Raw genomic sequence first — 23,699 nt, forward strand, 5'->3', positions numbered from 1 at the left:
GAGATTAGTCTAGCGGCTTACATCCAAGCTCATTACGTATATATTCATCAGAGTCCAAGCCATTCCAGAATATCCGAACTAGCAGTAGATCACCAGAAACAACAGAGACTGACACTATCTCTGAAGTAGCAACATTACTAATTCCCAGAGCCGGTCCTCTAATCATGTTAGCATCTTGCAACCTGTAATAGAGCCCAGCAGTAGTTATGCCCTCAACCACATCCGACAGTGGTAATAAAGATATCAGCTCTCCAGGGCGAGAGTGAATGCTTATAGACCCTCTAATAAGCCGCACTTCCTGATATTCATTAAGCAATCTCAGGTCACAATTCCTAAATTTAGGAGAGGTCAACAGGAGAACGTTGGCCAAAGTATGATCGATCCTATCTCCAAAAGGAGCTACGACCAAGATGGTTGAACAACCATTATCGATAGCCTGATTTATGGCTAATTCAGTATCTGTATAATCCTTTTCGGTCGGGAATGTTATTAGGTCAACTCCAGCTTCTCGAGCATGGGTAAGCATCTCTGGAGAGATGGAGTCAAGATCACCAACCAAGAGGTTGGGCTTGACTCCTGCTGTCCGAAACAAATGATAACCCGAATCGACTGCTACAAGAAAATCTGCTTCCTTCAATAAGGGGGCAAATAGATCTGGAGACGACATCTCGCCCCCGGATACAAGTACCGCTAGCATTGCTCATTTAGGTAGCGAGTAAATTTCATCACTTATGTCCACTTGCACGCCCTGAGATTCCAACCACCTTTCGGCGTCCATTGCAGCCTTGCATCCATCACCAGCAGCTGTCACAGCCTGACGGTACTTGTGATCACGTACATCCCCTGCTGCAAATACACCATCTATATTGGTAGCTGTGCTCCATGAGTCTTGGGCCTTTATGTAGCCTTTCTCATCCAGTTCTACCTGGCCAACAAATATATCAGTGTTAGGTTTGTGCCCGATTGCTATGAAAACACCATCAATGGGGATTTCGCTCAACTCTCCTGTAACGACGTTACGAACTTTTATAGCCTTGACATTTTGATCCCCTAATATCTCTTCGACCACTGTGTTCCAGATGAAATTTATCTTGGGGTTGGATTTAGCCCTTTCCTGCATTATTTTGCTAGCCCGTAGCTGGTCCCTTCTATGTATAACGGTCACAGAACTAGCGTATCGAGTTAGGAACAGTGCTTCCTCCATTGCCACATCGCCACCACCAACTACCACTACCTTCTTGTCTCTAAAGAAAAAGCCATCACAGGTAGCGCAGGCTGATACGCCTCTTCCCATAAATTCCGACTCACCTGGAACACCCAGAAACTTGGCAGATGCTCCGGTGGCAATAATCACAGATAGAGCAGAGTATTCCTCTTCATCAGCCCAAACCTTAAACGGACGTGACGAGAAATCAACCTTGGTCACATCTACTGGCACTATTTCAGCCCCAAATCTCTCTGCCTGTTGCTGGAATAGAGCCATTAACTCAGGACCTTGAACACCATCAGGAAAGCCAGGATAGTTTTCTACATCAGTGGTTATCATCAGCTGGCCACCCATCTGACTACCAGCAAGGACCAGGGGACTTAGGTTAGCCCTTGCAGCATAGATAGCAGCTGTATATCCAGCTGGGCCAGAACCTATAATTATCACGCTTCTAGTATCAGTCTGAGTCATAAATGATCTCCTAGAGAATTGTGTTATCACTAAGGACTGCAACAAAAGTCAGTGACCTGAGTATTCCATAATTATTTTCTCACATTTAAAACAAATATATGTTGTTGAAGGAATTACGACAGATGGGTAAGAATAGACGCAGTAAGAGATAGTTATAACCCACCTTTTACAGGAGTAATATCTTTATGAACGAACTGGATCAAAAGCTTGAAGCCATGAGAAGGCTACTAGAGAATAGCCAGCTCGACGCCTTAGTTCTAAGAAGAGTAAGCTCGTTTGCTTGGGCTACTTGTGGTGCATCAAGTTATGTAAATACAGCATCCGAGCTAGGTACAGCTACAATCTTGATCACCCAAGATAGCAGGTACCTGATTACCAATAGAATCGAGGAACCAAGGCTTTCTAAAGAAGAAAAATTAGAGGAGCAGGGATGGACGTTTATAGTAGATGATTGGTATAGCGAACAAACATCTTTATCTAAGCTAATTGCTGGTAAAAGGGTTGGGGCTGATTTCTCAAGTAAAGATTTTGTGGACGTATCAGTAGATATAGCTCGTCTTAGATCCAGGCTTTTGCCTCCAGAGCAGGAGAGGTTTAGACAGCTAGGTAAGATCTGCGCTGATGCGATGAATGCGGCCATCCACAAGATTACTCCTGGGCAATCAGAGCATGAGATAGCCGCAATACTTGCATACGAGACCGAATCTAGAGGAGCTTGGCCAATAGTTGATCTAGTTGCAGTCGATGATAGAGTGTATGATTACAGGCATCCTCTACCTACTGACAAAAAACTCTCAAAATATGCCATGCTCGTCCTATGCGGTCGAAAGTGGGGGTTAGTATGTTCCATAACCCGACTGATCCACTTTGGGAAGCTCCCAGAAGATTTAGCAATAAAGCAGTCTGCTGTGGCCAGTGTGGATGCTGCGCTAATACATCATACGCGACCGAACACAAGGTTATCAGATGTGTTTATCCATGCGATACAGGCCTACGAGCAAAATGGTTTTGCTGATGAGTGGAAGCTGCATCATCAGGGCGGCATAGCAGGATACGAAAGCAGAGAGTTCTTTGGCACTCCTACATCACAAGAAATAGTGTATGAAGGACAAGCATATGCTTGGAACCCAAGCATCACAGGAGTAAAGTCTGAAGATACAATACTTGTTGGGTCCGATAGCAATGAGGTGCTCACGGACATAGTCGATTGGCCTAAGATAGAAGTGGACTTGGATGGTCACAAGATCCATAGACCAGCAATCTTGGAAGTCTCCTGAGCTGAGCGTTGATTCTAGGTATTAATCAATGACAGTAGCTGCAGGCTGAGTACGTAGCTCTCAGCCTGCAGCATATGTGTACCATCTGGTACTTGCACTAGCTTGCAACATGGTAATAGACTGCACAATTCTTTCGATACTCGTATTAGGGCTTGGTTGGACCGGCTTCCAACATACACCCAAGTAGGGACTTGAAGATTAGCAAGGTAGTTTCGATCTAAATCATAATCCGCTGCAAATTGTTCATACCAGAAACGACTCGCTTCCAACAATAGTTTGTTCCAAGCAGGCGAATTAGCTGCATACTCCACAAAGTCCTTGCCTTGCAGCTTCTCCAGAAAAAGCCTAGCAGTCCAATCTCTACCCATAATAGGACCCAATCTCTGAACCCCTCTGAGACTTTCTGATAGATCTACGATAGCTGGATCATTTCGAAGGATGCTAAGCGCGGGGGGCTCTATTAGATGAAGCGTATTGACTTGGATCTCTTGCCTCACCACAATTTCCAAAGCTACCAATGCACCGTAAGAGTGACCTACCAGGTGAATTCTGTCAATTCCCATGAGGTCTGTCACTCTGAGAATATCTAAGGCATCTCCCCAAACAGTGTAAGGTCTAGGTAATTTGGGACTTAATCCGTGCCCTCTCCGGTCCACAACAATAAGCTTTGCGAAGGCTGCAAGCTCGCCTATTTGACGCTTCCAAGAAGCTCTTCCATTGCTAAAACCACCATGAACAAATAATATTATCTCCCCATCTCCATAGACGTAGTACTTTATAAGGGGTGATTCAGAAAAATTAGTATTTCTCACCCATCACCCTCTTGTGCATCTCACTCACCTGGTTCCTCAAGAGCTTGCCAGCTGCATTACGAGGCACCGACTCTACAAAAATTACCCTCTTAGGAGCTTTATATGAAGCCAAACGAGACTTACAGTAAGCTATTACTTCCTCCTCGGTGAGGCTTGAGCCAACTTTCAACTTAACGCTGGCTACGGGGATCTGCCCCCATTCTTGGTCAGCAACAGCCGTAACACATGCATCATCTATGTCAGGATGGGTCATAAGCACACTCTCAACTTCAACTGGGGATATATTCTCCCCACCAGATACTATCAGATCATCCCTCCTATCAATCACATAGAGAAAGCCATTATCGTCAATATACCCGTAATCCCCAGTTCTGAATTCTCTATTCTCCCTAGCCAATATCCCCACTATTGGATCCCAGTAGCCGCTAAAGATCATAGGAGCTTCAACCACTATTTCACCCTCTTGGTTTGGACCCAGATAACCCCTATTCTCATCAAAAACCTTCAGCATCGCTGGCATTATAGGCCTTCCAGATGAGCTCGGTCTAGATCGCACCTCTGATGGAGGCATGGTCGCTATTTGAGAAGTAGTCTCGGTCATACCATATGTTGGAGCTACCGGCAGTCCTATATTTAGCGCTTCCAATACAAGATCGGGTTGAATAGGCCCCCCACCTAGAAGTACGCACCTTAAGCGTGACCTATAACGTACTCCATTTCGAGCACCCATCATCCGTCGAAGCATGGTGCTGACTACCGATAACAAAGTAACATCGTGCTTCTCAAGATCGTAGTTGACCAATTCAGGATCGAACTCTTCGTGAAGTAAAATTGAGCTCCCATAGATAACGCTGCGAGTGATGATCGACATTCCTCCCACATGAAACAATGGCATACATGCTAGCCAGATATCCTGAGGAGTAGCCCCTATGTTTAGAGCCGAGCCAACAGCATTCCACCAGAAATTACCATAAGTCAGAACTATACCTTTGGGCTTACCAGTAGTGCCGGAGGTATGGATAATAGCCAAAGGATCGCTGGATCTGAAATAATCCCTCGGGCTGAAAATATGATCTGGGGATGAGTTCAACACCAGATCATCCATCAAAACTATATCTGCATTATCGGACAGAGCTATACCTGATACCTTGCCCAGATTAGAACTATCAACAAGTAGTACTCTTGGCTTAATCCTATTGAGTTGATAGGCAACTTCTTTTCTAGACAGTCGCGTATTCAAAGGAGCAACAACAGCACCAATCTGCATGGCTGCATGCACAGCATATATAAAGTTAAGAGAAGGCTTAGATAATATGGCTATTCTGTCATGAGGGACTACTTCTTTTTTGGTCAGGATCGAAGCAAAGGCCACAACCTTATGATAAAGTTGTCGATAAGTAATGACCTCATTCCCATACAATAGTGCCTTATGATTGGCATTCGTTCTTGATTGATATAGAAGCCAGTTAGGCAAAAGGAAGCTCTCATACATAACAGCATTCCTCAAGAGAAAGGCTACACTAGCAAAGTTACTGATAGGATCAACCCGAAAATCAAATGCAATCTACCCGTAGACTTCAAAGCTGAATTTAATTCTGGCCCTTTAGAAGAGTACAGTACTGTCCGTGTGGATCTAATAGCCAGGGGTAAAGTGAAGAGAACTGCTGCAGACCAGATAGGCAAGATACCCAAAACGATACCAATGATCACGGTAAGATAGGCAAGCAAGATAAGTACTAAGTATTCACTGCGCGCAGCACGATCACCAATGATAACGGCAAGGGTTTTCTTGCCGGCAGCTTTGTCAGAATCGATATCGCGAACATTATTGACTACCAGTATGGCAGTAACCAGCGCGGCAACAGGTAAAGAAAGCAGTAAAACAAAGCCGTTTACAGACTCTGCATGTACGTAGTAGGTACCCATGACAGCCACTAGGCCAAAGAAAATGAACACGAATAAGTCCCCTAGGCCTATATAGCCGTAGGGAACGGGCCCTCCAGTATAAGTAACAGCAGCTATGATAGCCGCTATACCTATAACAAGTATCGGCCAACCTGCAAGATAGACGAGATATAAGCCAAGCAAAGCTGCAAGAAAGAAACAAAGAGCAGCTGCTAGAAACATGGTTCGAGGAGTAACAAGTCCTAACTGAAGAGGTCTTATAGGACCCTTTCTGCTCGAAGTATCTGCGCCAGAGAGAAAATCATAGTAATCGTTTATGAAGTTGGTACCTATCTGTATAAGCAAAGCCGCAAAGAGCGCAGCAAGGAACCCCAGAGGCCGAAAGTAACCCTGGCGAATAGCGGCTGCTGTACCCACCAACACCGGGACAACAGCCGCAGGTAAGGTCGGAAGTCTAGTAGCTAACAGCCAAGCCCTAAAAATATTCATTTGATCTTGTGCGGGCCTGCCAGTCATAAGGAATAAAGACCTCCTAGTCAGCCTAAGGCAACCTAGGGAACTTGGAGAAATCCGGCTTTCTCTTCTCCAGGAAAGCTCTATATCCTTCCTTAGCTTCTTCCGTCATGTAGTAAAGCATCGTTGCATTGCCAGCAAGATCTTGGATACCTGCCAGACCATCTGTGTCGGCATTGAAGGCAGCCTTGAGGAACCTAAGAGCTATAGGGCTCTTCTCAAGGAGTTCTTTGCACCACTTGATGGTCTCCTCTTCCAGTTGCTCAAGCGGCACAACCTTGTTTACCAGACCCATCTCAAGGGCTTCTTGAGCAGTATATTGCCTACAGAGGTACCATATTTCTCTGGCCTTCTTGTGCCCCACTACTCGAGCCATGTAGGTCGCACCGTAGCCTGCATCAAAGCTCCCTACCTTAGGGCCGGTCTGGCCAAATATAGCATTGTCGGCAGCAATAGTAAGGTCGCAGATCAAGTGCAACACATGCCCTCCGCCAATAGCATAACCAGCTACCATAGCTATAACTGGTTTGGGGAGGTACTTTATCTGTTTTTGAAGATCTAGTACATTCAGCCTTGGGACGTTGTCTTCACCAACATACCCACCCTCACCCCTATATCTCTGGTCGCCTCCAGAGCAGAAAGCTTTATCTCCTGCACCAGTAAGAATAGCAACACCTATCTCAGGATCCTCACGTATATCATTGAAGGCATCTATCATCTCTTTGACAGTTTCGGGCCGAAAGGCGTTCCTAACCTCAGGGCGGTTGATCGTTACTTTTGCTATACCCTCCGCTTTCTCATAGATTATGTCTTGGTACTCTTTCGCCTTCTTCCACTGAACCATATAACATTGCTCCTTTCAGTTTTTAGTTACCCTTACTAATAAGTCCATGATGCAATAAAAAATTAGAGACTATCAAAGCGAATCTATCCGGCGCCTCAAGATGAACACAATGACCACAACCTTCTACTTCCTCCAAGCTGGACTTAGGCATACACTGATGCATCCTACGCATCATCTCAACATATTTTTTATCCTCACACCCAGCAACTAACAATGTTGGACAATCCATACTAGATAACTGATCCCAGATAGGCGCATCTAATCCAGCGCTCAATCCTCGCAGGCTATTAGCTAAGCCTAACGGTGTATGTGAAAGTCTTTCGGCTCTAATCCGAAGCCTGACATTTTCTGGTAACTTTTTCTGGGTCTGAAATAGCGGGAGGCTCTCCCAATAGTCGACAAAAGATCTCACTCCCTCTCTTTCAATCATATCGGCTAAGAATTGGTCACTACGTAGTCTTTCTTGTCTGCTAGTCTCATCTTCTATCCCGGGAGATGTGCTTTCAAGGATCAGGGCAGTAACACGAGAAGTGTCATGAAGGGCCAGACGCATGGCTATGCGTCCTCCCATAGAATATCCGAGCAAAATATACTTGCTGACATTCAAAAGGTCCAACAACTCACATAAGCATTGCACCATATAATCCATGCTATATTTGTCGATCTCTAACGGCACCTCCGACAAGCCATGTCCAATCAGATCAGGAGTTATTAGGAAAAAATCGTCTTGCAGAGGTCTCACTATACGTTCCCAGGTATGATGCGAGCCCGTGAACCCATGCAGTAGAAGCATGGGGAACCCTCGACCATAAGTCTCGTAATATATTTTTACTCCAGCAGTCAATGCTACAGACATTATTACTCTAAAAGTGAGGTCACAGACGCTATATACTTTTGTATTTCCTGGCGAATGTTAGCTCGTATCTTTTTATTTATATCCCGATCGGTACGTATCTCAATTAAGTCCGGGCCATCCAAATCTTGGCATTCTAATATCGCGTTTCGGAAGTCCTGCCAGCTACTACAAGGATGATATCTAACTCCCAAGGCACCAGCAATACGTCCTAATTCAAGATCATGAGGAGTCCCAAAAAGCAACTCAAAGAATTCTTCATGGTTTCTATATGGTAGCAGCGAGAATATGCCACCCCCATTGTTGTTGACCAGTATCACTTTTATGGGGATAGAATGCCTAACCGATATCGACAAAGCTATGGCATCATGTGCGAAGGACAAGTCCCCTATAACAAGAAAGACTGGCTTACTCGATGATGCTGCTACTCCAGTAGCAGTGGACAAAACCCCATCTATGCCATTGGCACCCCTGTTAGCAAAGATATGAAATGTCTTGTCTGTAAATGGGAAGTAAGTTTCCAAGTCTCTGACAGGCATACTGTTACCAACGAATATCTGAGAGCCACTAGGAAGTGCATCCGACAGCTCAAAGAAGATACGCCCTTCGAATAGAATATCGTTGATTCCAAGCACGGTCTCTGCCAGTTTGCGGGAAACTTCACTATCCAGCTCAGTCCACCTACTCAACCAATCTACGTCTCGATTCAATCTATCAGGCAAGAACTCCAAGACTGAATCAACAAACTTTTTAGTACTCGATTGTATAACTATATCCGCAGCCCAATCTGGATCATGCCATCGGCCAAAATTATCGACTAAAATACTGAATTTGAGATCTAATTGTTTAAGATAACGGTTCAAATTCTTGGATGTGGGAGAAGCTCCAATCCTTAGTACTGCCTCTGGAGGTTCGGGTAAGTAGCGAGGATCTCCACCCAGTAGCTGATCATAGCTAGATATAAGTAGGTTTCTACCTCCCTTGTGAATGCCAAGGTTAGAAACACGATCAGCTACTAGCAAATAGCCGAGCCTAGCTGACAGCTCCAGGATGGAATCCAGATGGTCACTACCTCCGGAATACCCACATACTATCCAGCCCCTCCTAGACTGCTGTAGCAAATCCAATATCTTACTTACTGATGCTTTCGGAAGAGGGTAATATCCATCAATGTCCGGCATAACGATAGGATGCATATCCTCGAAGGAATCAACACTGGTATTGTCGATCTCCTCAGGTATAAGGGGTTCTCTGAAAGGAAAATTGAGGTGCACTACACCAGAAGGAAAAGCTAGTGCGGTCTGATAAGCCCTTCTAGCCACAGCTTTCACATACCTATCTACCTGAAAATCATCCGACGGAACAGGCAGGTTTACATGCCACTTAGGATAAATACCATACAACTTACTCTGATCGATAGTTTGTGGAGACCCAAAATCAACAAGCTCGGGTGGTCTGTCACAGGTAATGACTATCAACGGTATAGCAGAATAACTAGCTTCTATAACAGCCGGATAGAAATTAGAAGCTGCCGTACCTGATGTACACAGGGCCACTACAGGTTTTCGGGAGTGTTTAGCTAAGCCCAACGCGAAGAACGCGGTAGAACGTTCATCAAAATGTACCCAGAGTCTAATACCTGTCTCAGCAAAAGCTATAGCCATAGGAGCAGATCGGGAGCCGGGACTTAAACACACATGCTCCACACCGCATCTAATAAGCTCATACGCTAGAGCTCTAGCTGCCAATAGGTTAATCTTTCCAATTTCACTCATGATGAGGTTCTACTTGATACCATATACCCCGAACGGCAGGGAGGAAAATATAGGTCGCATCTTAGCCTCAGACTCCAGATACTCTGCCTGGGGATCAGAATCAGAAACTATTCCGCAACCAGCAAACACAACAACCAGCTTATCTCTTACTGCAGCACATCTAAGTGATACGGACAACGAACCGTTACCTTCAGCATCAATCCACCCCATGGTACCGCTATAGAGGCCCCGTGGTAGAGGCTCTAAGGCAGAAATAAGACCTACAGAAGTATATCTAGGGTAACCAGCTACAGCCGCAGTTGGATGAATATATGTCAAAGCATCTAGCAAATCATAGCCGGAATGGAGATAAGCTTTGATAGGAGTCTGTAGGTGCAAGATATTAGGTAAATTCGTAACTGTCAGATCATCCACACCTACGTAAGTTGTTATTTCCTTTAAAGCCTCAACTATACTCTGCACTACAAAATTATGCTCATATATATCCTTGCTGCTACCAAGTAGCCTCCTTAAGGCTAAATCCTTCTGAGTAACTGAATCTTTCGAAACTTCTAAAGGTGCGGATCCAGCAAGAGCCATGGTAGCTAGCTTTCCATTATAAACTTCCGCAAGCATCTCCGGAGATGAGCCTACAAAGTAGAAACCGTCCTTGCTAAGAGCGTAGAGATAAAGGTTAGGATAGGCAGAATGCAAGTCCCTCAGGAAATCACCTAGATTCAGCGGTCGATCGAGATCTAAGAAAGCCTTTCGAGAAAGGACTACCTTCTCTACTTCTCCGGATCTTATATACCTCTTTATAGTGTTTATGGCAGCACTCCAGGTACTGATATCTAGATCAGTTCTATAGCCTAATACCTGAACATTTTCGGCTGCATCGCCGGAAGACTTCCCAGGATAGATGGCTGTTAGCAAGTCTAATGCCTTAGCTATCTGAACCAGTTCCCCTTCTCTGCTCGAGATGGCAACTTGCAAGTAGGAGTTGCCATCTCGAGTGTATAAGCATACTACCGGCAAAAACACAGTTAGCCAAGCTTCTCTAGCCCAGAAGGTTTGTGGATCATCAGCGCGATCAAAGCTCGAGTACAGTCCTAAGATAGTAGAATAATTATCTCCTATATCAAAACAAGACAGAAAGCTCCGAATATCTCCTCGAACAATGGCTGGAGACGTGAAATCTTCGTATTCCACAGACTTAGCAACTCCAAACCCAAGCATGGAAAATCCTTTACCATCAGACCATAGATAACACGGGCACTGGTTGTCGGCAGATAGCTTGGCAAATAGAGTGATGAGTACTTCTAGAGACAAATATGGGAGTTCATAGAGCAGTATGGAAGGTGAACCAACATCTGATAACGTACGAGATATCTCCAAACTCAGATGTTTGAGATCAGCAACATCTATAGACACAATTACAACTCCAAGCAGTATATCCAAGACAGTTTAGCGCAGGCAGCAATTAAAGTACTAGCCGCTAGGTGCCTCCAACTTTTCGCCTTCCCTGTATAGGGTACCTGCCTCGTCTCTACGGAGCAAGGTGTGTGAGAGTATCACCTGTATAGCAGAGGCAATGGGCACAGCTAGCAGCACTCCTATTATCCCCATCAGAGATCCACCCGCTAACACTACGAAGAGTACTGTAAGAGGACTCAGCCCAACGGACATCTGCATAATCTTAGGAACAAGTAGGTGGTTTTCCATCTGCTGAATTATTACGTAAAGCAAGACTACCAAGATAGCCTGTTTGGGTGACTGCGATAGAGCTATTAGGACAGCTGGTATCGCTCCAACTATGGGCCCTACTATAGGTATAAGCTCTGATATACCAGCTATAAGAGCCAATATGGCAGCGTATTTAATACCCAGGATTGTCAAACCTATAAAGGAGGCTACTCCTACTATAAGCCCAAGCGTTATCTGACCTCGTGCATAGGCTCCTATTTTAGCTTCTATCTCATCAATGATATGCCTTATCTCAGGCCTACTGCTTGGAGAAGCAAGGCCTATCCAGGTACTTTGCACTCCCCTTCTTTCGAGTAACCAGTAGAATGCCATCACCAATATAGCCACAAAAGCACCTAGACCACTAATAAAGCTCAGAGTCACATTCAATATCCCTGCAGCTAATCTAGGTGCAGATGATATAAGCCTTCTATAATACTCCTGAAGATCGCCAGATAGATTTTCTACCGGTATATTGAACCTTTGCTGTAGTTCTATAATCTGTCTTTCAACAGCCCGCACCATGTCTGGACCAGACTCAACTAGCGCCATTCCTTGCCTAACAGCAGTAGGAATTATCAAGGAAAGTATTCCAGCAAAAACTAAGATAATCCCTAGATAGACTATGGCTATGGAAATTCCCAGAGGTAATTTCCTGTTTAGGAAGGCGACGGCAGGAGAAATTGCCGAAGCGAATATTATAGCTATAATAAATAACACAATTATGTCGAGCAACCTTATAACTAAGTATGCCCCAGCTAAAGTCAAAAGAACTACTAAGGTGTTAGTAAATACCTGCTTGGCACCCATGAACCCTCCGAGGTTTCGAACATTAGATAATATTGTCCATCCTAATTATCTCTATGTCAAAGTGTTCACTTCTAGAGTTAAGAGGCTGCTTGATGCTACATTAGAAACACCAAGCCTTAGACGATTTCTTGTGAGGAGGAAGTTATATATATGTCTGATGCTATCAAAGTTACCGTATGGAACGAATTTAGACACGAGAAGACACATCCCCAAGTAAAGGAGATTTATCCAGAAGGCATACATAACGTGATAGCCGGCTTCTTGCAACAACGTGGGTTTGAAGTCCAGACAGCTACACTGGATGAGCCAGATCACGGCCTTGATGACAACAAGCTAGATTCAACTGATGTATTGATATGGTGGGGACATATGGCACACCATGAAGTATCTGACCATATCGTCGATAAAGTTCAGCAAAGAATACTAAACGGCATGGGACTTATAGTACTACATTCAGGTCATTTTTCTAAGATATTTAGACGGATGATGGGCACTAGCTGTGATCTAAAGTGGCGCGACGACGATTACGAAAGAATCTGGGTTGTTTCCCCAGGTCACCCCATCGTAGAAGGAGTAGATCAATACTTCGAACTTCCAGAGGAGATGTATGGTGAACCATTCGATATACCTCAACCTGATGAGCTGGTACTAATTAGCTGGTTTAGAGGGGGAGAGGTGTTCAGAAGCGGCTGTTGCTACACTAGAGGAGCTGGAAGAATTTTCTACTTTAGACCTGGTCACGAGACCCTGCCAACATATCATAACGAGAACGTGCAAAAGATCATATCAAATGCAGTGAGATGGGCTGCGCCTAGATTCACTCCTGTTAGAGTGTTCGGGAATACCCAACCGGTAGAAAAAAGAGCTTAGTCATCTATAATCGCAAAAAGTCCATCTGTTAGGCATGGTACTAGATAGTACCATGCCTAACTTTTGTAACCTATAAACAAAAAGGAAAATAAACGGTCGCTCAATAGCCAACTCATAACTAATGAGTAAATTCTATGCTAAACTCCCCTTCTAAGAGGCAGGTAATGATTTGAAATTTTCAGGAGTGCTTTATAAAGTGAACACAACACTTAGGATAGTCACTCTGATCACGATAATAAGTCTTATATCTGCATGTAAAATCCCCTTTCAGAGCAGTGGACAAAACTTGAGCACTCCAACAAATCAACCGGCAAAGGCAACGCTAGATATCTCTAGCACACCAACAAAAGCAGTAATAAAAGTCAACGGAAAAGATTCAGGTAGAACGCCTAATACGCTTCATCTCCCGCCGGGTACATACAAGGTGAGCGTTTCGCTTTCGGGCTACAAGGAATCTCAACAGGAAGTACAGTTGGGTGAAGGGGATAGAGTAAGCATAGATGTTAAGCTAACTGCCCTCAATGGCACGCTTAATGTCAACTCTAAACCAAACGGAGCATTGGTGCAGGTTGATAACAAACAGATTGGTGATACTCCAATTAGTAAGCTAAGTGTAACTCCAGGTAAACACAGTGTAACGATTCGAAAGAAGCACTATAAGGAGTGTAAAAAGATCGTAGATATATTACCGGGGCAAACGATAGATGTTAGTTGCAACTTAGCTGCTATAAAGCCCATCTTGCTAATAGACGTCCCAAACAAGAATGTAGTCGTTTTTGTAGACAAACATAAAGTGGGATCAGGAGATCAAAAGCTCGGATTAGAAGTTGGTAAGCACATCATCTCTGCTAAGAGGGAAGGATATTTCGAGGCAACTAAAGAGATCTCTCTTAGTGCCGGAGACAATAAAAAGATAACCCTTAGCCTCAAGCCTAAGCCAGGCATTATTGCTATTACCACCTCCCAAAAAGGGATAAAGGTCTTTATAGACCAAAAATTTAGGGGGTTTGCACCAATAACGATCAAGAACGTTGAGCCTGGGGATCATTGGGTAAGACTTAATAAGCGTTACTACGAAACTTTCCGTAAGAAATACAAAGTAGATCCTGGCAGCACAATAAAAGTAAAAGCCATTCTTGAACAGATAGAATCTGCTCCACCTCCAAGTCGACCTCTGGCCGTCATGATAGAGAACCATCCGGATGCGAGACCACAATCAGGTCTGGCATATGCAGATGTGGTACTGGAAGCACCCGCAGAATTTGGGATATCTAGGTTCATAGCATTCTTCATCACGAGGGAGTCACCAGTAGTAGGTCCTGTGCGGAGCGCACGCAAGTATTTCGTCCTATGGGCTAAGGAGTTCAACCCAATATACATACATGCAGGTGGTGCTCCAGGTGCAGCAGGACTTGCAGATCAGATAGGACTAGTCAGAACGAATGCCCTTTGGGATGGTCGAGCTTTTTATAGAACTCAAGACAGAGTAGCACCTCACAACTTGTATACTAGCACATCAGCACTGCGTAGATATGAAAAGATGATCGGTCGAAGTCTCAAAGGGGGTACTTGGGGAGGCTTGCTCTTCAAGGATCAAAGCATAAAACAGCAGGGTAAAGAAGCAGAGTACATAAACATACACTTCAACGATTGGTACTATGTGGAGTGGCGTTGGGATCCCAAAACCAACACTTATCTAAGATGGATGCAAGGTGAACCTGCAATAGAAAGAATTACTGGTAAACAAATCAGGGCTTCAACAGTGATAGTAAGAGTGCACCAGATACATCGTATACCTGGAGACGACAAGGCCAGAGAAGATGTACAAGTATTCGGGAGCGGTCCTGCTTACATCTTCCAAGATGGTACCGTCCAGAAAGCGACATGGAAGAAGACTAGTATCAAGCAACCGACAATCTACCTCGATAAAGATGGAAAGCGAATAAAAGTGAATAAAGGCTCCGTATGGATACAGGCTATCCCACAATACGGCAGCCTAGATTGGAGATAGATAATAGTAGGATCAACGTATCTTCGATCTTGCCTGACCGAAAGCTGCATGCTATCTTTATCCTGGCATCAATTGTGCTGCCGACAATTTGTGTGAAAATCAATATTTCCAGGGAGTAGGAAAAATGGCTCAAACCACAGCTACCAAGGTGCGTATGACCAGGGGCAAGTTCGAAGGACTAAACAAAATTGCGGACGAGAAGGGAATAATAGCTGCCGCAGCTATGGATCAGAGAGGTTCCCTCAAGAAGGCTCTTGCTAAAGCCAAAGGGCGCGATGTCTCCGATCAGGAGTTATCAGAGTTCAAGGCTCTAGTCTCCGAGATACTAACTCCCTATGCCTCGGCTATACTCCTTGATCCAGAATACGGCCTAGAGGCAGCAAAGAGAAGGGCAAGCGGCAAGGGATTGCTATTGGCGTACGAAAAGTCAGGATATGATACTACTACAAAGGGTAGGCTTCCAGACCTGCTTCCTGAATGGTCTGTACGTAGGCTAGTGGAAGCTGGAGCAGACGCTATAAAGATACTTATGTACTACGACCCGGACGACGATCCAAAGATCAATACCATTAAGCATGCATTCATAGAGAGGGTGGGCGCAGAATGCAGAGCATTGGATGTGCCCTTCTTCCTAGAGCCTGTATGCTACAGCGACGAAATTGGTGATGAGAAGAGCTTCGAGTTTGCCAAGGTCAAGCCATCGAAAGTAAAGAAATATATGGCTGAATTCTCCCAAGACAGGTATGGTGTAGATGTGCTCAAGGTAGAAGTACCTGTCAATATGAAATATGTAGAAGGTGTGAAGGCTAACACCACCGGCGAGGTTGCCTACACACGAGAGGAAGCTATAGAGCACTTTAGGGAGGCTGCATCCCTTTCTAAGGTGCCGTTCATATATCTGAGCGCTGGGGTAAGCGATGAGGTATTTAGAGAAACTCTAGCTCTAGCTAACGAGGCAGGCGTACCTTATTCTGGAGTATTGTGTGGTAGAGCTACATGGCAGGATGGGATACCAGCCTACGCTCAAGGCGGGGCAGATGCTCTGAGAAGCTGGTTGAGTGATCAAGGAGTAAAGAATATACAGGCCTTGAACGAGGTCATATATCAAGGTGCTCATCCCTGGTGGGAGAGATATGGTGGGCTGGACAACATCGAAGTCGTAGATCTACCTGAGACGTTTAGATAGGGCAAAAAGCTGTTCATAGGCAGGACTACGGAGGCGGAAAATGGCTACGCAACAGGTAGAGAAAGGGGCCGAGTCGACATACGCGATGGGGGAATTCCCAATATATCTTGCTGGAAGTTGGATTACCACCTCCAGTCAGCTAGAAGTAACTTATCCTTATGATGGCTCGGCAGTGGCTTATACCTATCAAGCTGGGGAGCAGGAACTCAACAAGGCGATAACTAAAGCGCAAGAGGCTTTTTACAAACTTTCTTCGATGCCGAGCTTCCAAAGAGCTAACATCTTACAACATGTTGCATCCCGTCTCCGTGAGAACAAAGAAGATATAGCACGCACCATTACACTAGAAGCTGGAAAACCAATAAAGGATGCGAGGGTGGAGGTAGATAGGGCGATTCTTACCTTCACCCTCGCTGCAGAAGAGGCCAAGAGGATTCATGGCGAAGTAGTACCCCTTGATCTACTGCCTTCTGGCTTAAACAAGATGGGTATAGTAAGAAGATTCCCTATAGGCCCTGTAGCTGCCATCTCACCTTTCAACTTCCCACTAAACTTGGCAGCTCACAAAGTCGCGCCTGCGATCGCTGTAGGGAACCCCGTAGTCCTTAAGCCACCTAGCAAGACGCCCATCACCTGGCTAAAAGTAGCTAAGTTCTTCGAGGAAACAGATCTGCCAGAAGGTGCACTTAGCGTGCTGCCTATGGACAGAAATACTGGAGACCTTCTTGTCTCGGATGAGAGGATAAAACTCCTGACTTTTACAGGATCGGACGTGGTCGGTTGGGAGCTAAAAAAGAAGGCAGGTAAAAAGAACGTTATTCTGGAGCTTGGGGGCAACGCAGGCGTAGTGGTGGACAAGGATGCAGACATAGAGCACGCTTCTAAGAGACTAGCTTACGGATCTTTTGCATATGCAGGACAAATCTGCATCAGCGTACAAAGGATATTCATACATAAAGATATCTACGAAGATCTTAGGGCAGCACTAGTAGAGCAAACAGGCAAACTCAAGGTAGGCGATCCTCTTCAAGAAGACACAGACGTATCTCCTCTTATAGATAACAGATCCCTAGAGAGGATAGAGAAATGGGTACAAGAGGCTGTAGAGAAGGGAGCTGAGGTCGTCACTGGCGGCAAGAGAAACGGCAACATATTTGAACCCACAATACTCGAGAACGTCCCTGAGGATGCTAAGGTTTGCTCCCAAGAAGCTTTCGCTCCCGTAGTAATCATCTCACCAGTAGAAAGTTTTGAGGACGGGCTGAGAGCGATAAACAGATCCAGATTCGGCCTTCAGGCAGGAGTCTTCACCAACGATATAAGTAAAGCTACACTAGCTTTTAATGTCCTAGAGGTTGGTGGAGTAGTCGTAAACGACGTGCCGACTTTCAGAGTAGACAATATGCCTTATGGAGGCGTAAAAGACTCTGGGCTGGGCCGGGAAGGCATACGCTATGCAATAGAGCATATGACAGAGTACAAGATCATGATACTTCCCTACGACAACAGGGACTTGAGAGCTTAGTTCGTCTTTGGCGATTGTATAAATCATAGCTTAGCTGTAAAGAGTCTTTATATACTTAGCAAGATCCTGTAACGGTAATCTTCTTTGCTCGCCGCTTTGCATGTCTCGCAGCGTGACTTCGTTGTTTGCTAGCTCATCAGGTCCAGCTATGATCACCCAGGGAATGCCGAGTCGCGATGCATAAGTTAGCTGCTTCCTAAGTGAACCAGGTTTACCAAGATACAGCTCCGTCTTTATCCCTTTTTTCCTCAGGCTAGCTGCTATCTGGATGGAGCTGGCAATGCAACTGGTATCAAACACAGTCACGAATACATCAGCCGACACTCGAGGTGGAGTCATTAGTCCTAATTCCTCAAGTACATCTATAATACGCTCTAGCCCCAAGCTTGTACCGACCGTGGGGATTTTCTTGCCCGCGAATATGCCAACAAGCTCATCATATCTGCCTCCACCAGTTACGGAACCCACTTTGGGCTCGTCAACTACTGTCTCGAAAACGGCACCAGTATAGTAATCTAGACCTCGTGCCAGAGATGGTTGAACCAGATAGGAATTTAAATTCACGTTATAGTTAGAAAGTAGATTGAGTATAGATCTAAGTTCGTTGATTGCCTGTATGCCCTCAGGCTGGTCCGCAAGGAGTCGCTCAAGGTGAGATAGCACTGTATCCGCATCTCCCTCGATGTTTATAAGATCTATAAGCTTATTGGAAGAGTCAGGAGACAAGCCAATTTGTACCAACTCCTGTCTAACTCCATCTGCCCCTACCTTTGATAGCCTATCTATCGCCCTATATACGTGGACAGCCTGTTCGGGACTAGCACCAGCAACCCTGGCTATGGCAGAAAGGATCTTGCGGTGATTGATTAGCACTCGATACTCTTTAAAACCCACTGCACTTAGGCAATCGGAGATAATAGCTAGTATCTCAGCATCAGCAGCTGGTTCATCTGAACCCACTATATCCACATCACACTGCCAAAACTCACGATACCTTCCCTTCTGAGGTCTTTCCGCCCTCCACACAGGAGCAATATGATAGCGTTTGAAAGGCATAGGCAGATCTGGGTGCATCCCAACAACCCTAGCAAGCGGAACAGTTAGATCATACCTCAGGCCAACCCTCCTACCTCCAGCGTCCACGAACTTATACATGAGAGTCTCAGCTTCAGTACTACTCTTCCCCTCAAATGTCTCCGCATATTCGAGGGAAGGTGTCTCTAGGGGAAGGAAACCATACCTTTCAAAAATATCCTCAAAGGTACGTATAACGTATTTCCTTAGAGCCATGGACTCCGGCAGGAAGTCTCTGAAACCTCTCAAGCGCTGGGGGTTTACTCGATCCGACAAATTGGCCTCCCACAAGGTGAAATTTCAACTCTATTTGCTATGCTATTAGCAACGAAAACTTGGTGATGAAAAAGTATATCACGCAGGTAACCTGACAGATCAAAGTGGAGTCCCATGTTTAAGACTAGTGTCAAGACATTATCAGGCATGCATCCTGTAATAGTTGGTAACGAGATATTGTCATGCCTTCCAGAAATACTAATAGAATATGATGTCAGTAAAAGGGTGTTTATAATAACCGATAAGAATATCGCCCACCTGTACGAAGATACCATAGCAAAAATCCTGACTAATGCCGGCATAGAAACACACACCTGCGTAATTCCAGCGGGGGAAGAATACAAGAATCTCGAACAGGTTATCTATCTGTGGGATTGGTTGGCTGAAAATCGAGCTGAGAGAAAGGACACTATACTGGCACTTGGGGGTGGCGTCATAGGTGATATAGCAGGGTGGGTAGCGGCTACATATCTTAGGGGTATGCATCTAGTTCAGGTACCTACTACTCTGTTAGCGCAGGTGGACGCGAGCATAGGAGGGAAAACAGGTATAAATCACCCGAAAGCAAAGAACCTTATAGGGTCTTTCTACCCACCCAAACTTACCTTCATAGATGTATCTCTACTTATAAGCCTGCCTGAAAGGGAGCTTAGAAGTGGATGGGCAGAAGTCATTAAGTATGCTATGATTTACGATTATTCTCTTTACAGTTACATTGTAAATTATCTAGACGACTTGAAATCAAAAGATATACCTAAGATGCTGCCTGTGATTTCGCGGTGTGCAGAAATAAAGCTAGATATAGTGACAAAGGACCCTAAAGAGTCAGGGCTAAGGGCTATACTCAACTATGGACACACTTTGGGTCACGCTATAGAAGCTGCCACTGGCTATAGCAAATACCTTCACGGGGAAGCTGTGGCAATAGGAATGCAGGCAGCTGGGCTCATAGCCAAAGAGATGGATTTGCTAGATGAGGAATCATTACAACTTCAGAATGAACTGATAGCTGAGTTCGGACTTCCTAGATATGCCGAAGGTGTTGAAGCTGCTAGCGTCAGGGAAGCTATAAAACTTGACAAGAAAATCGAGAGCGGCAAGAGTCGATGGATACTTCTGAGAGGTATAGGCAGAGCTGAGATAAGATCTGACGTGCCGCTAGATATAGTGGAATTGGCTATACGGGAGTACATACGGTGAGAATATTGCTCATACATGGCCCTAATCTGAACATGCTTGGGCAAAGGCAGCCAGAGATATATGGCCATGTTAGCATGAAAAAGATCAATGAGCTATGTCGCCAAAAGGCTGAAGAGCTGGGATGCGAACTGGTTATAATGCAGAGCAATCACGAAGGCTTCATAATAGATTTCCTCCAAGAGAATTTTGGTAACTGTGACGGGATCATAATAAATCCTGGGGCGTTAACGCATTACGGACTATCACTCAGGGATGCTCTAGAATCCATGAGAGTACCGATAGTTGAGGTACATTTATCAAATGTCTACGCACGCGAGGAGTGGAGGCACAAGTCGGTCATAGCCCCTATAGCCTTGGGACAAATAACCGGATTTGGATATCGAGGATATACAGCAGCGCTTCAACTTTTACATGACCATCTATTGGATAATAAGTAAAACTTATCTAGGTAAAGTTCCAATGGGAAAAGCAGGAAACGAAATCGAACAGCTTAGACAGGAGATAGACGAAATCGACAAAGCACTTGTCGAACTCCTAAACAAGCGCGCTAGTTTATCGTTGCGTATAGGAGAGCTCAAGCGCAACGATTCGCAAAGTGCAGTATACGTCCCAGATAGGGAAATAGTGGTATACTCCAACATCATTAGCGCTAATCGCGGTCCTCTAAGCGACTCAGCACTAAAATCCATCTACGATGTTATCATCGAGGAATCCAGAAGACTCCAAATGAGCCTTTATCACAGGAAACGATGAAGCTCGAATCTCTGTTGGTAGTTCTAATAACAGTAGCCATAATAGGTGCAATAGCCTATACCGATATACGTGTATCCATAAATTTCGCCAAAGATCCTAACTCAGGCAACAGGCTACGACAGTTGTCATTCTATTGGCTTCCGATTATCCAGATATCATGCTTCTTGCTCTTGGTAACTGTACTGCTTATAAGTTACGCTACTGGGAACGGAGCCGCAGCCCTGAGAAGGTGGGATGCATCCCTGCTTCTTCAATTGGCAATGCTACTGGCATTATTAGCACCAATAATTACATCTATACAGGCCTTTACACTGAGTGAGCGAGCACGAAGAAAAGGAGACGAAGTCTCGGCAGGTAAGCTGTCGTCAAAAGGATTAGGCATGATAGTACTTGGCGTTATAGAGGCCATGCTAGTTATATTCCTGACTTTTGCCTTACTAAATCCAGCATAAGCTAGGAAGAAGTAAAGCATATGGATTTGATCAGGGTAAGAGTTCTTGTGTCCGGCTTGGTACAGGGAGTTAACTATAGAGCTGAGTGCAAACGTAAGGCTACTCAACTAGGTCTATGTGGTTGGGTTAGAAATTTACCCGATGGTAGAGTGGAGGCTGTTTTTCAGGGACCAAAGGAGAGAGTAGAAGAAATGCTGCGATGGTGTGAAATAGGCCCTCGAATGGCAAGGGTTGAAAAGATACAGACCATGCAAGAGCCTCTACAGCAAGACTGTAAATCTTTTGATATCGTTTATTATGTGAAATAGTTTTGCTCTTATAAAGAGGATCATGGTAGATATAAAAAGATTCACCAGCTTACTTTGGCCTAAAGAAAAGAGCTCTGTACATATCTCGGATAGGGTCTACGAAGATCTCAATTTATCTCCCATTGTGCAGAAGCTAGACATTGACGCTAGACATCGAGATGCGATTAGGCAGATCATACAAAATCTCCCGACAGATCTCGAAACTATAGCTTATCGACAGGAAATACTTGAAGATATATTGAACGATGAGCAGTTATTTAAGGCACTATTAGAGCTATTGCCGAAGATAATTGAGCTCAGGAGTCCATCTGGTTATCATTGGCCTGGGGATTCCCCACTAATTTCTGTGATCAATAGAATAAGCGAGCTTGATAGATATATCGAGTGCCTGGACCAATTATATAACTCCCTTGCAAATGCATCCGATATTAAATCGAAAGGTTTGACATCGCTTAGAGAAGACGTAGCTCGAGCTCATAATGACCCAATAATAGAACACCTACGAAAAGAGCTCCCTAATCTACACGAAGCATTAAGTGAGACAAATAGCGTAACCATAGGTATCAATCTTGGACCCGATCTGCAGCCTGAATCTGCAGCCATCATCAGCTTCAACAACTATGTGTTCAAGGGCAAGAAGACTCTGCTTGATAGACTGCTCACTACTGGGAGTGAAGACCAAAGATTCGGAATAGGTCAACTTCACAGATCAACTTCTGGAGGCTTGCCAAGAGATGGCAAGCTTTACCAGGAGCTTCAAACACTATTAGAGAATGCTGTAAAACCCCTCTCAAAGGTTCTTGACACTTTCAAAAGAGTTAGCTCAGCTCCAATAGTAGCTCTAGAAAACGATATAGCGTTTTACCTGGGAGCCGTAAGACTAGTAAAACACTTGGAGCAAAGAGGACTAAATTTCTGTATACCTAGAATTTTACCGATGGGACAAAAGTGCTTTTACACGGAATCTCTCATCAATTTATCGCTGGCTATTCAGATGGATGCCAGGAATCAGATAGGTGACTCAGACTTCGGTAGATCAGTAGTAGCAAATGATGTACTTGTAGACGCAGAGTATCCATTACTGATCGTAACAGGTCCAAACAGAGGTGGGAAAACAACTTTTTGTCGCGCTATCGGGCAGGCCCAAGTTCTATTCCAAAGTGGATTATTCGTGCCAGCGAAGGAAGCTAAGATAAGTCCAGTTGACAACATACTGACTCATTTTCCTGGCGCAGAAACCTCCACAATCGGAGAAGGCAGGCTAGATGACGAGATACGAAGGCTCATAGAGCTGTTCGAGGAATCCACGGAGAACTCTCTCGTCTTATTGAACGAACCTCTTACCAGCACATCAGAAAGGGAAGCTCTGGTTATAGCTAAGGATTTCGTCAAAGGTTTGCAGCTAATGCGGGCCAGAGGTGTACTCATAACCCATCTACATGATCTTGCACTGTCGGTCAATGAACTTAACATGCAATCTGAGTCAAAAATCAGAAACCTAGTAGCAGAAACCTCTCATAAAAATGGCAGAGTAGAGTCCACTTTCAAGATAAAGCCAGGAGAACCAACTAGTACTTCTTTCGCATCAGAGATAGCTATCAAGCATGGATTGACCTACGAAGGTCTGCAAAGAATTCTAAGAGAAAAGAGCGACCGGAGCTACACAGAAAAAACTAAGAAGAGTATAGAACTAGGTAAAGTTACCTAGTTCTATACCCTCATAGGCTCAGCAGCGGACCTACCGATAGCTGCAGCCACCCTTCTGACACCAGTCATCAGCTGCTCAAACTCCTCAAACGTCACCTGCTGGGCATTATCGCTCATCGCTCCCTCTGGATTGGGATGCACCTCCACC

22 protein-coding genes are annotated in these 23,699 nt (G+C 44.8%); 11 read left to right on the top strand and 11 right to left on the bottom strand.

Going from position 1 to position 23,699, the window contains the following annotated elements; translation table 11 throughout:
• Positions 1-4: 4 nt before the first annotated feature.
• Both N2245_RS07415 and trxB read right to left on the bottom strand, forming a co-directional pair.
• On the bottom strand, positions 5-697 hold the full coding sequence (locus N2245_RS07415; RefSeq protein WP_494536097.1) for a thiamine diphosphokinase: 693 nt from the start codon (positions 695-697) through the stop codon (positions 5-7).
• Positions 698-700: 3 nt separating this feature from the next.
• Positions 701-1,678, bottom strand: coding sequence for a thioredoxin-disulfide reductase (gene trxB, locus N2245_RS07420; RefSeq protein WP_494536098.1), 978 nt, complete (start codon positions 1,676-1,678; stop codon positions 701-703).
• A 185-nt stretch (positions 1,679-1,863) separates the two neighbouring features.
• Here trxB and N2245_RS07425 point away from each other — a divergent pair, with 185 nt between their 5' ends.
• Positions 1,864-2,955 (top strand): M24 family metallopeptidase, encoded by a 1,092-nt coding sequence (locus N2245_RS07425; RefSeq protein ID WP_494536099.1) that lies wholly within the window; start codon positions 1,864-1,866, stop codon positions 2,953-2,955.
• 14 nt (positions 2,956-2,969) lie between these two features.
• Here N2245_RS07425 and N2245_RS07430 read toward each other — a convergent pair whose 3' ends face one another.
• The 8 genes from N2245_RS07430 to N2245_RS07465 are packed head-to-tail and all read right to left on the bottom strand — an operon-like array spanning position 2,970 to position 12,189.
• Entirely contained in the window at positions 2,970-3,767 is a 798-nt protein-coding gene (locus N2245_RS07430; RefSeq protein WP_494536100.1) for an alpha/beta fold hydrolase, read from the bottom strand.
• Positions 3,754-5,259 (bottom strand): o-succinylbenzoate--CoA ligase, encoded by a 1,506-nt coding sequence (gene menE, locus N2245_RS07435; RefSeq protein ID WP_494536101.1) that lies wholly within the window; start codon positions 5,257-5,259, stop codon positions 3,754-3,756. The genes N2245_RS07430 and menE overlap by 14 nt, the downstream gene beginning before the upstream one ends.
• A gap of 23 nt (positions 5,260-5,282) precedes the next feature.
• Positions 5,283-6,188, bottom strand: a complete 906-nt coding sequence (locus tag N2245_RS07440; RefSeq protein WP_494536102.1) for a 1,4-dihydroxy-2-naphthoate polyprenyltransferase — start codon at positions 6,186-6,188, stop codon at positions 5,283-5,285.
• Between the two features lie 25 nt (positions 6,189-6,213).
• Positions 6,214-7,029: a 1,4-dihydroxy-2-naphthoyl-CoA synthase gene (menB, locus tag N2245_RS07445; protein WP_012875174.1), complete on the bottom strand. Its 816-nt coding sequence runs from the start codon at positions 7,027-7,029 to the stop codon at positions 6,214-6,216.
• Positions 7,030-7,051: 22 nt separating this feature from the next.
• A complete protein-coding gene (gene menH / locus N2245_RS07450; RefSeq protein ID WP_494536103.1) occupies positions 7,052-7,885 on the bottom strand; it encodes a 2-succinyl-6-hydroxy-2,4-cyclohexadiene-1-carboxylate synthase in 834 nt (277 codons plus the stop codon).
• A gap of 2 nt (positions 7,886-7,887) precedes the next feature.
• Positions 7,888-9,657: a 2-succinyl-5-enolpyruvyl-6-hydroxy-3-cyclohexene-1-carboxylic-acid synthase gene (gene menD / locus N2245_RS07455; RefSeq protein ID WP_494536104.1), complete on the bottom strand. Its 1,770-nt coding sequence runs from the start codon at positions 9,655-9,657 to the stop codon at positions 7,888-7,890.
• Positions 9,658-9,666: 9 nt separating this feature from the next.
• Positions 9,667-11,067 carry an isochorismate synthase gene (locus tag N2245_RS07460; protein WP_494536105.1) on the bottom strand — a complete coding sequence of 467 codons (1,401 nt, stop codon included), beginning with the start codon at positions 11,065-11,067 and terminating at the stop codon, positions 9,667-9,669.
• A 57-nt stretch (positions 11,068-11,124) separates the two neighbouring features.
• A complete protein-coding gene (locus tag N2245_RS07465; protein ID WP_494536106.1) occupies positions 11,125-12,189 on the bottom strand; it encodes an AI-2E family transporter in 1,065 nt (354 codons plus the stop codon).
• Between the two features lie 150 nt (positions 12,190-12,339).
• Between N2245_RS07465 and N2245_RS07470 the strand changes: the two genes are divergently transcribed.
• The 4 genes from N2245_RS07470 to N2245_RS07485 all read left to right on the top strand — a co-directional run bounded on the left by N2245_RS07470 (position 12,340) and on the right by N2245_RS07485 (position 17,781).
• Positions 12,340-13,059, top strand: a complete 720-nt coding sequence (locus N2245_RS07470; RefSeq protein WP_494536107.1) for a ThuA domain-containing protein — start codon at positions 12,340-12,342, stop codon at positions 13,057-13,059.
• 196 nt (positions 13,060-13,255) lie between these two features.
• The gene (locus N2245_RS07475; RefSeq protein ID WP_494536108.1) at positions 13,256-15,070 is read left to right on the top strand and encodes a PEGA domain-containing protein; all 1,815 of its coding nucleotides are present in this window, start codon (positions 13,256-13,258) and stop codon (positions 15,068-15,070) included.
• A 124-nt stretch (positions 15,071-15,194) separates the two neighbouring features.
• The gene (locus tag N2245_RS07480) at positions 15,195-16,256 is read left to right on the top strand and encodes a tagatose 1,6-diphosphate aldolase (RefSeq protein ID WP_494536109.1); all 1,062 of its coding nucleotides are present in this window, start codon (positions 15,195-15,197) and stop codon (positions 16,254-16,256) included.
• Positions 16,257-16,296: 40 nt separating this feature from the next.
• Positions 16,297-17,781, top strand: a complete 1,485-nt coding sequence (locus tag N2245_RS07485) for an aldehyde dehydrogenase family protein (RefSeq protein ID WP_494536110.1) — start codon at positions 16,297-16,299, stop codon at positions 17,779-17,781.
• Positions 17,782-17,811: 30 nt separating this feature from the next.
• Here N2245_RS07485 and hisS read toward each other — a convergent pair whose 3' ends face one another.
• Complete coding sequence (hisS, locus tag N2245_RS07490) at positions 17,812-19,131, bottom strand: histidine--tRNA ligase (RefSeq protein ID WP_494536111.1); 1,320 nt, start codon at positions 19,129-19,131, stop codon at positions 17,812-17,814.
• Between the two features lie 114 nt (positions 19,132-19,245).
• Here hisS and aroB point away from each other — a divergent pair, with 114 nt between their 5' ends.
• Genes aroB through N2245_RS07520 form a run of 6 tightly spaced genes read left to right on the top strand, consistent with a single transcriptional unit; the run spans position 19,246 to position 23,552 of the window.
• Positions 19,246-20,331 carry a 3-dehydroquinate synthase gene (gene aroB / locus N2245_RS07495; protein ID WP_494536112.1) on the top strand — a complete coding sequence of 362 codons (1,086 nt, stop codon included), beginning with the start codon at positions 19,246-19,248 and terminating at the stop codon, positions 20,329-20,331.
• Positions 20,328-20,768: a type II 3-dehydroquinate dehydratase gene (gene aroQ / locus N2245_RS07500; protein ID WP_494536113.1), complete on the top strand. Its 441-nt coding sequence runs from the start codon at positions 20,328-20,330 to the stop codon at positions 20,766-20,768. The genes aroB and aroQ overlap by 4 nt, the downstream gene beginning before the upstream one ends.
• A 22-nt stretch (positions 20,769-20,790) precedes the next feature.
• On the top strand, positions 20,791-21,084 hold the full coding sequence (locus N2245_RS07505) for a chorismate mutase (RefSeq protein WP_494536114.1): 294 nt from the start codon (positions 20,791-20,793) through the stop codon (positions 21,082-21,084).
• Positions 21,081-21,536, top strand: a complete 456-nt coding sequence (locus N2245_RS07510) for a hypothetical protein (RefSeq protein ID WP_494536115.1) — start codon at positions 21,081-21,083, stop codon at positions 21,534-21,536. The genes N2245_RS07505 and N2245_RS07510 overlap by 4 nt, the downstream gene beginning before the upstream one ends.
• Positions 21,537-21,556: 20 nt before the next feature.
• Positions 21,557-21,844, top strand: coding sequence for an acylphosphatase (locus N2245_RS07515; protein ID WP_494536116.1), 288 nt, complete (start codon positions 21,557-21,559; stop codon positions 21,842-21,844).
• Positions 21,845-21,866: 22 nt separating this feature from the next.
• Positions 21,867-23,552, top strand: a complete 1,686-nt coding sequence (locus tag N2245_RS07520; protein WP_494536117.1) for a MutS-related protein — start codon at positions 21,867-21,869, stop codon at positions 23,550-23,552.
• Positions 23,553-23,699 lie beyond the last annotated feature (147 nt).

Source organism: Thermobaculum sp. T2p (genome assembly GCF_059335935.1).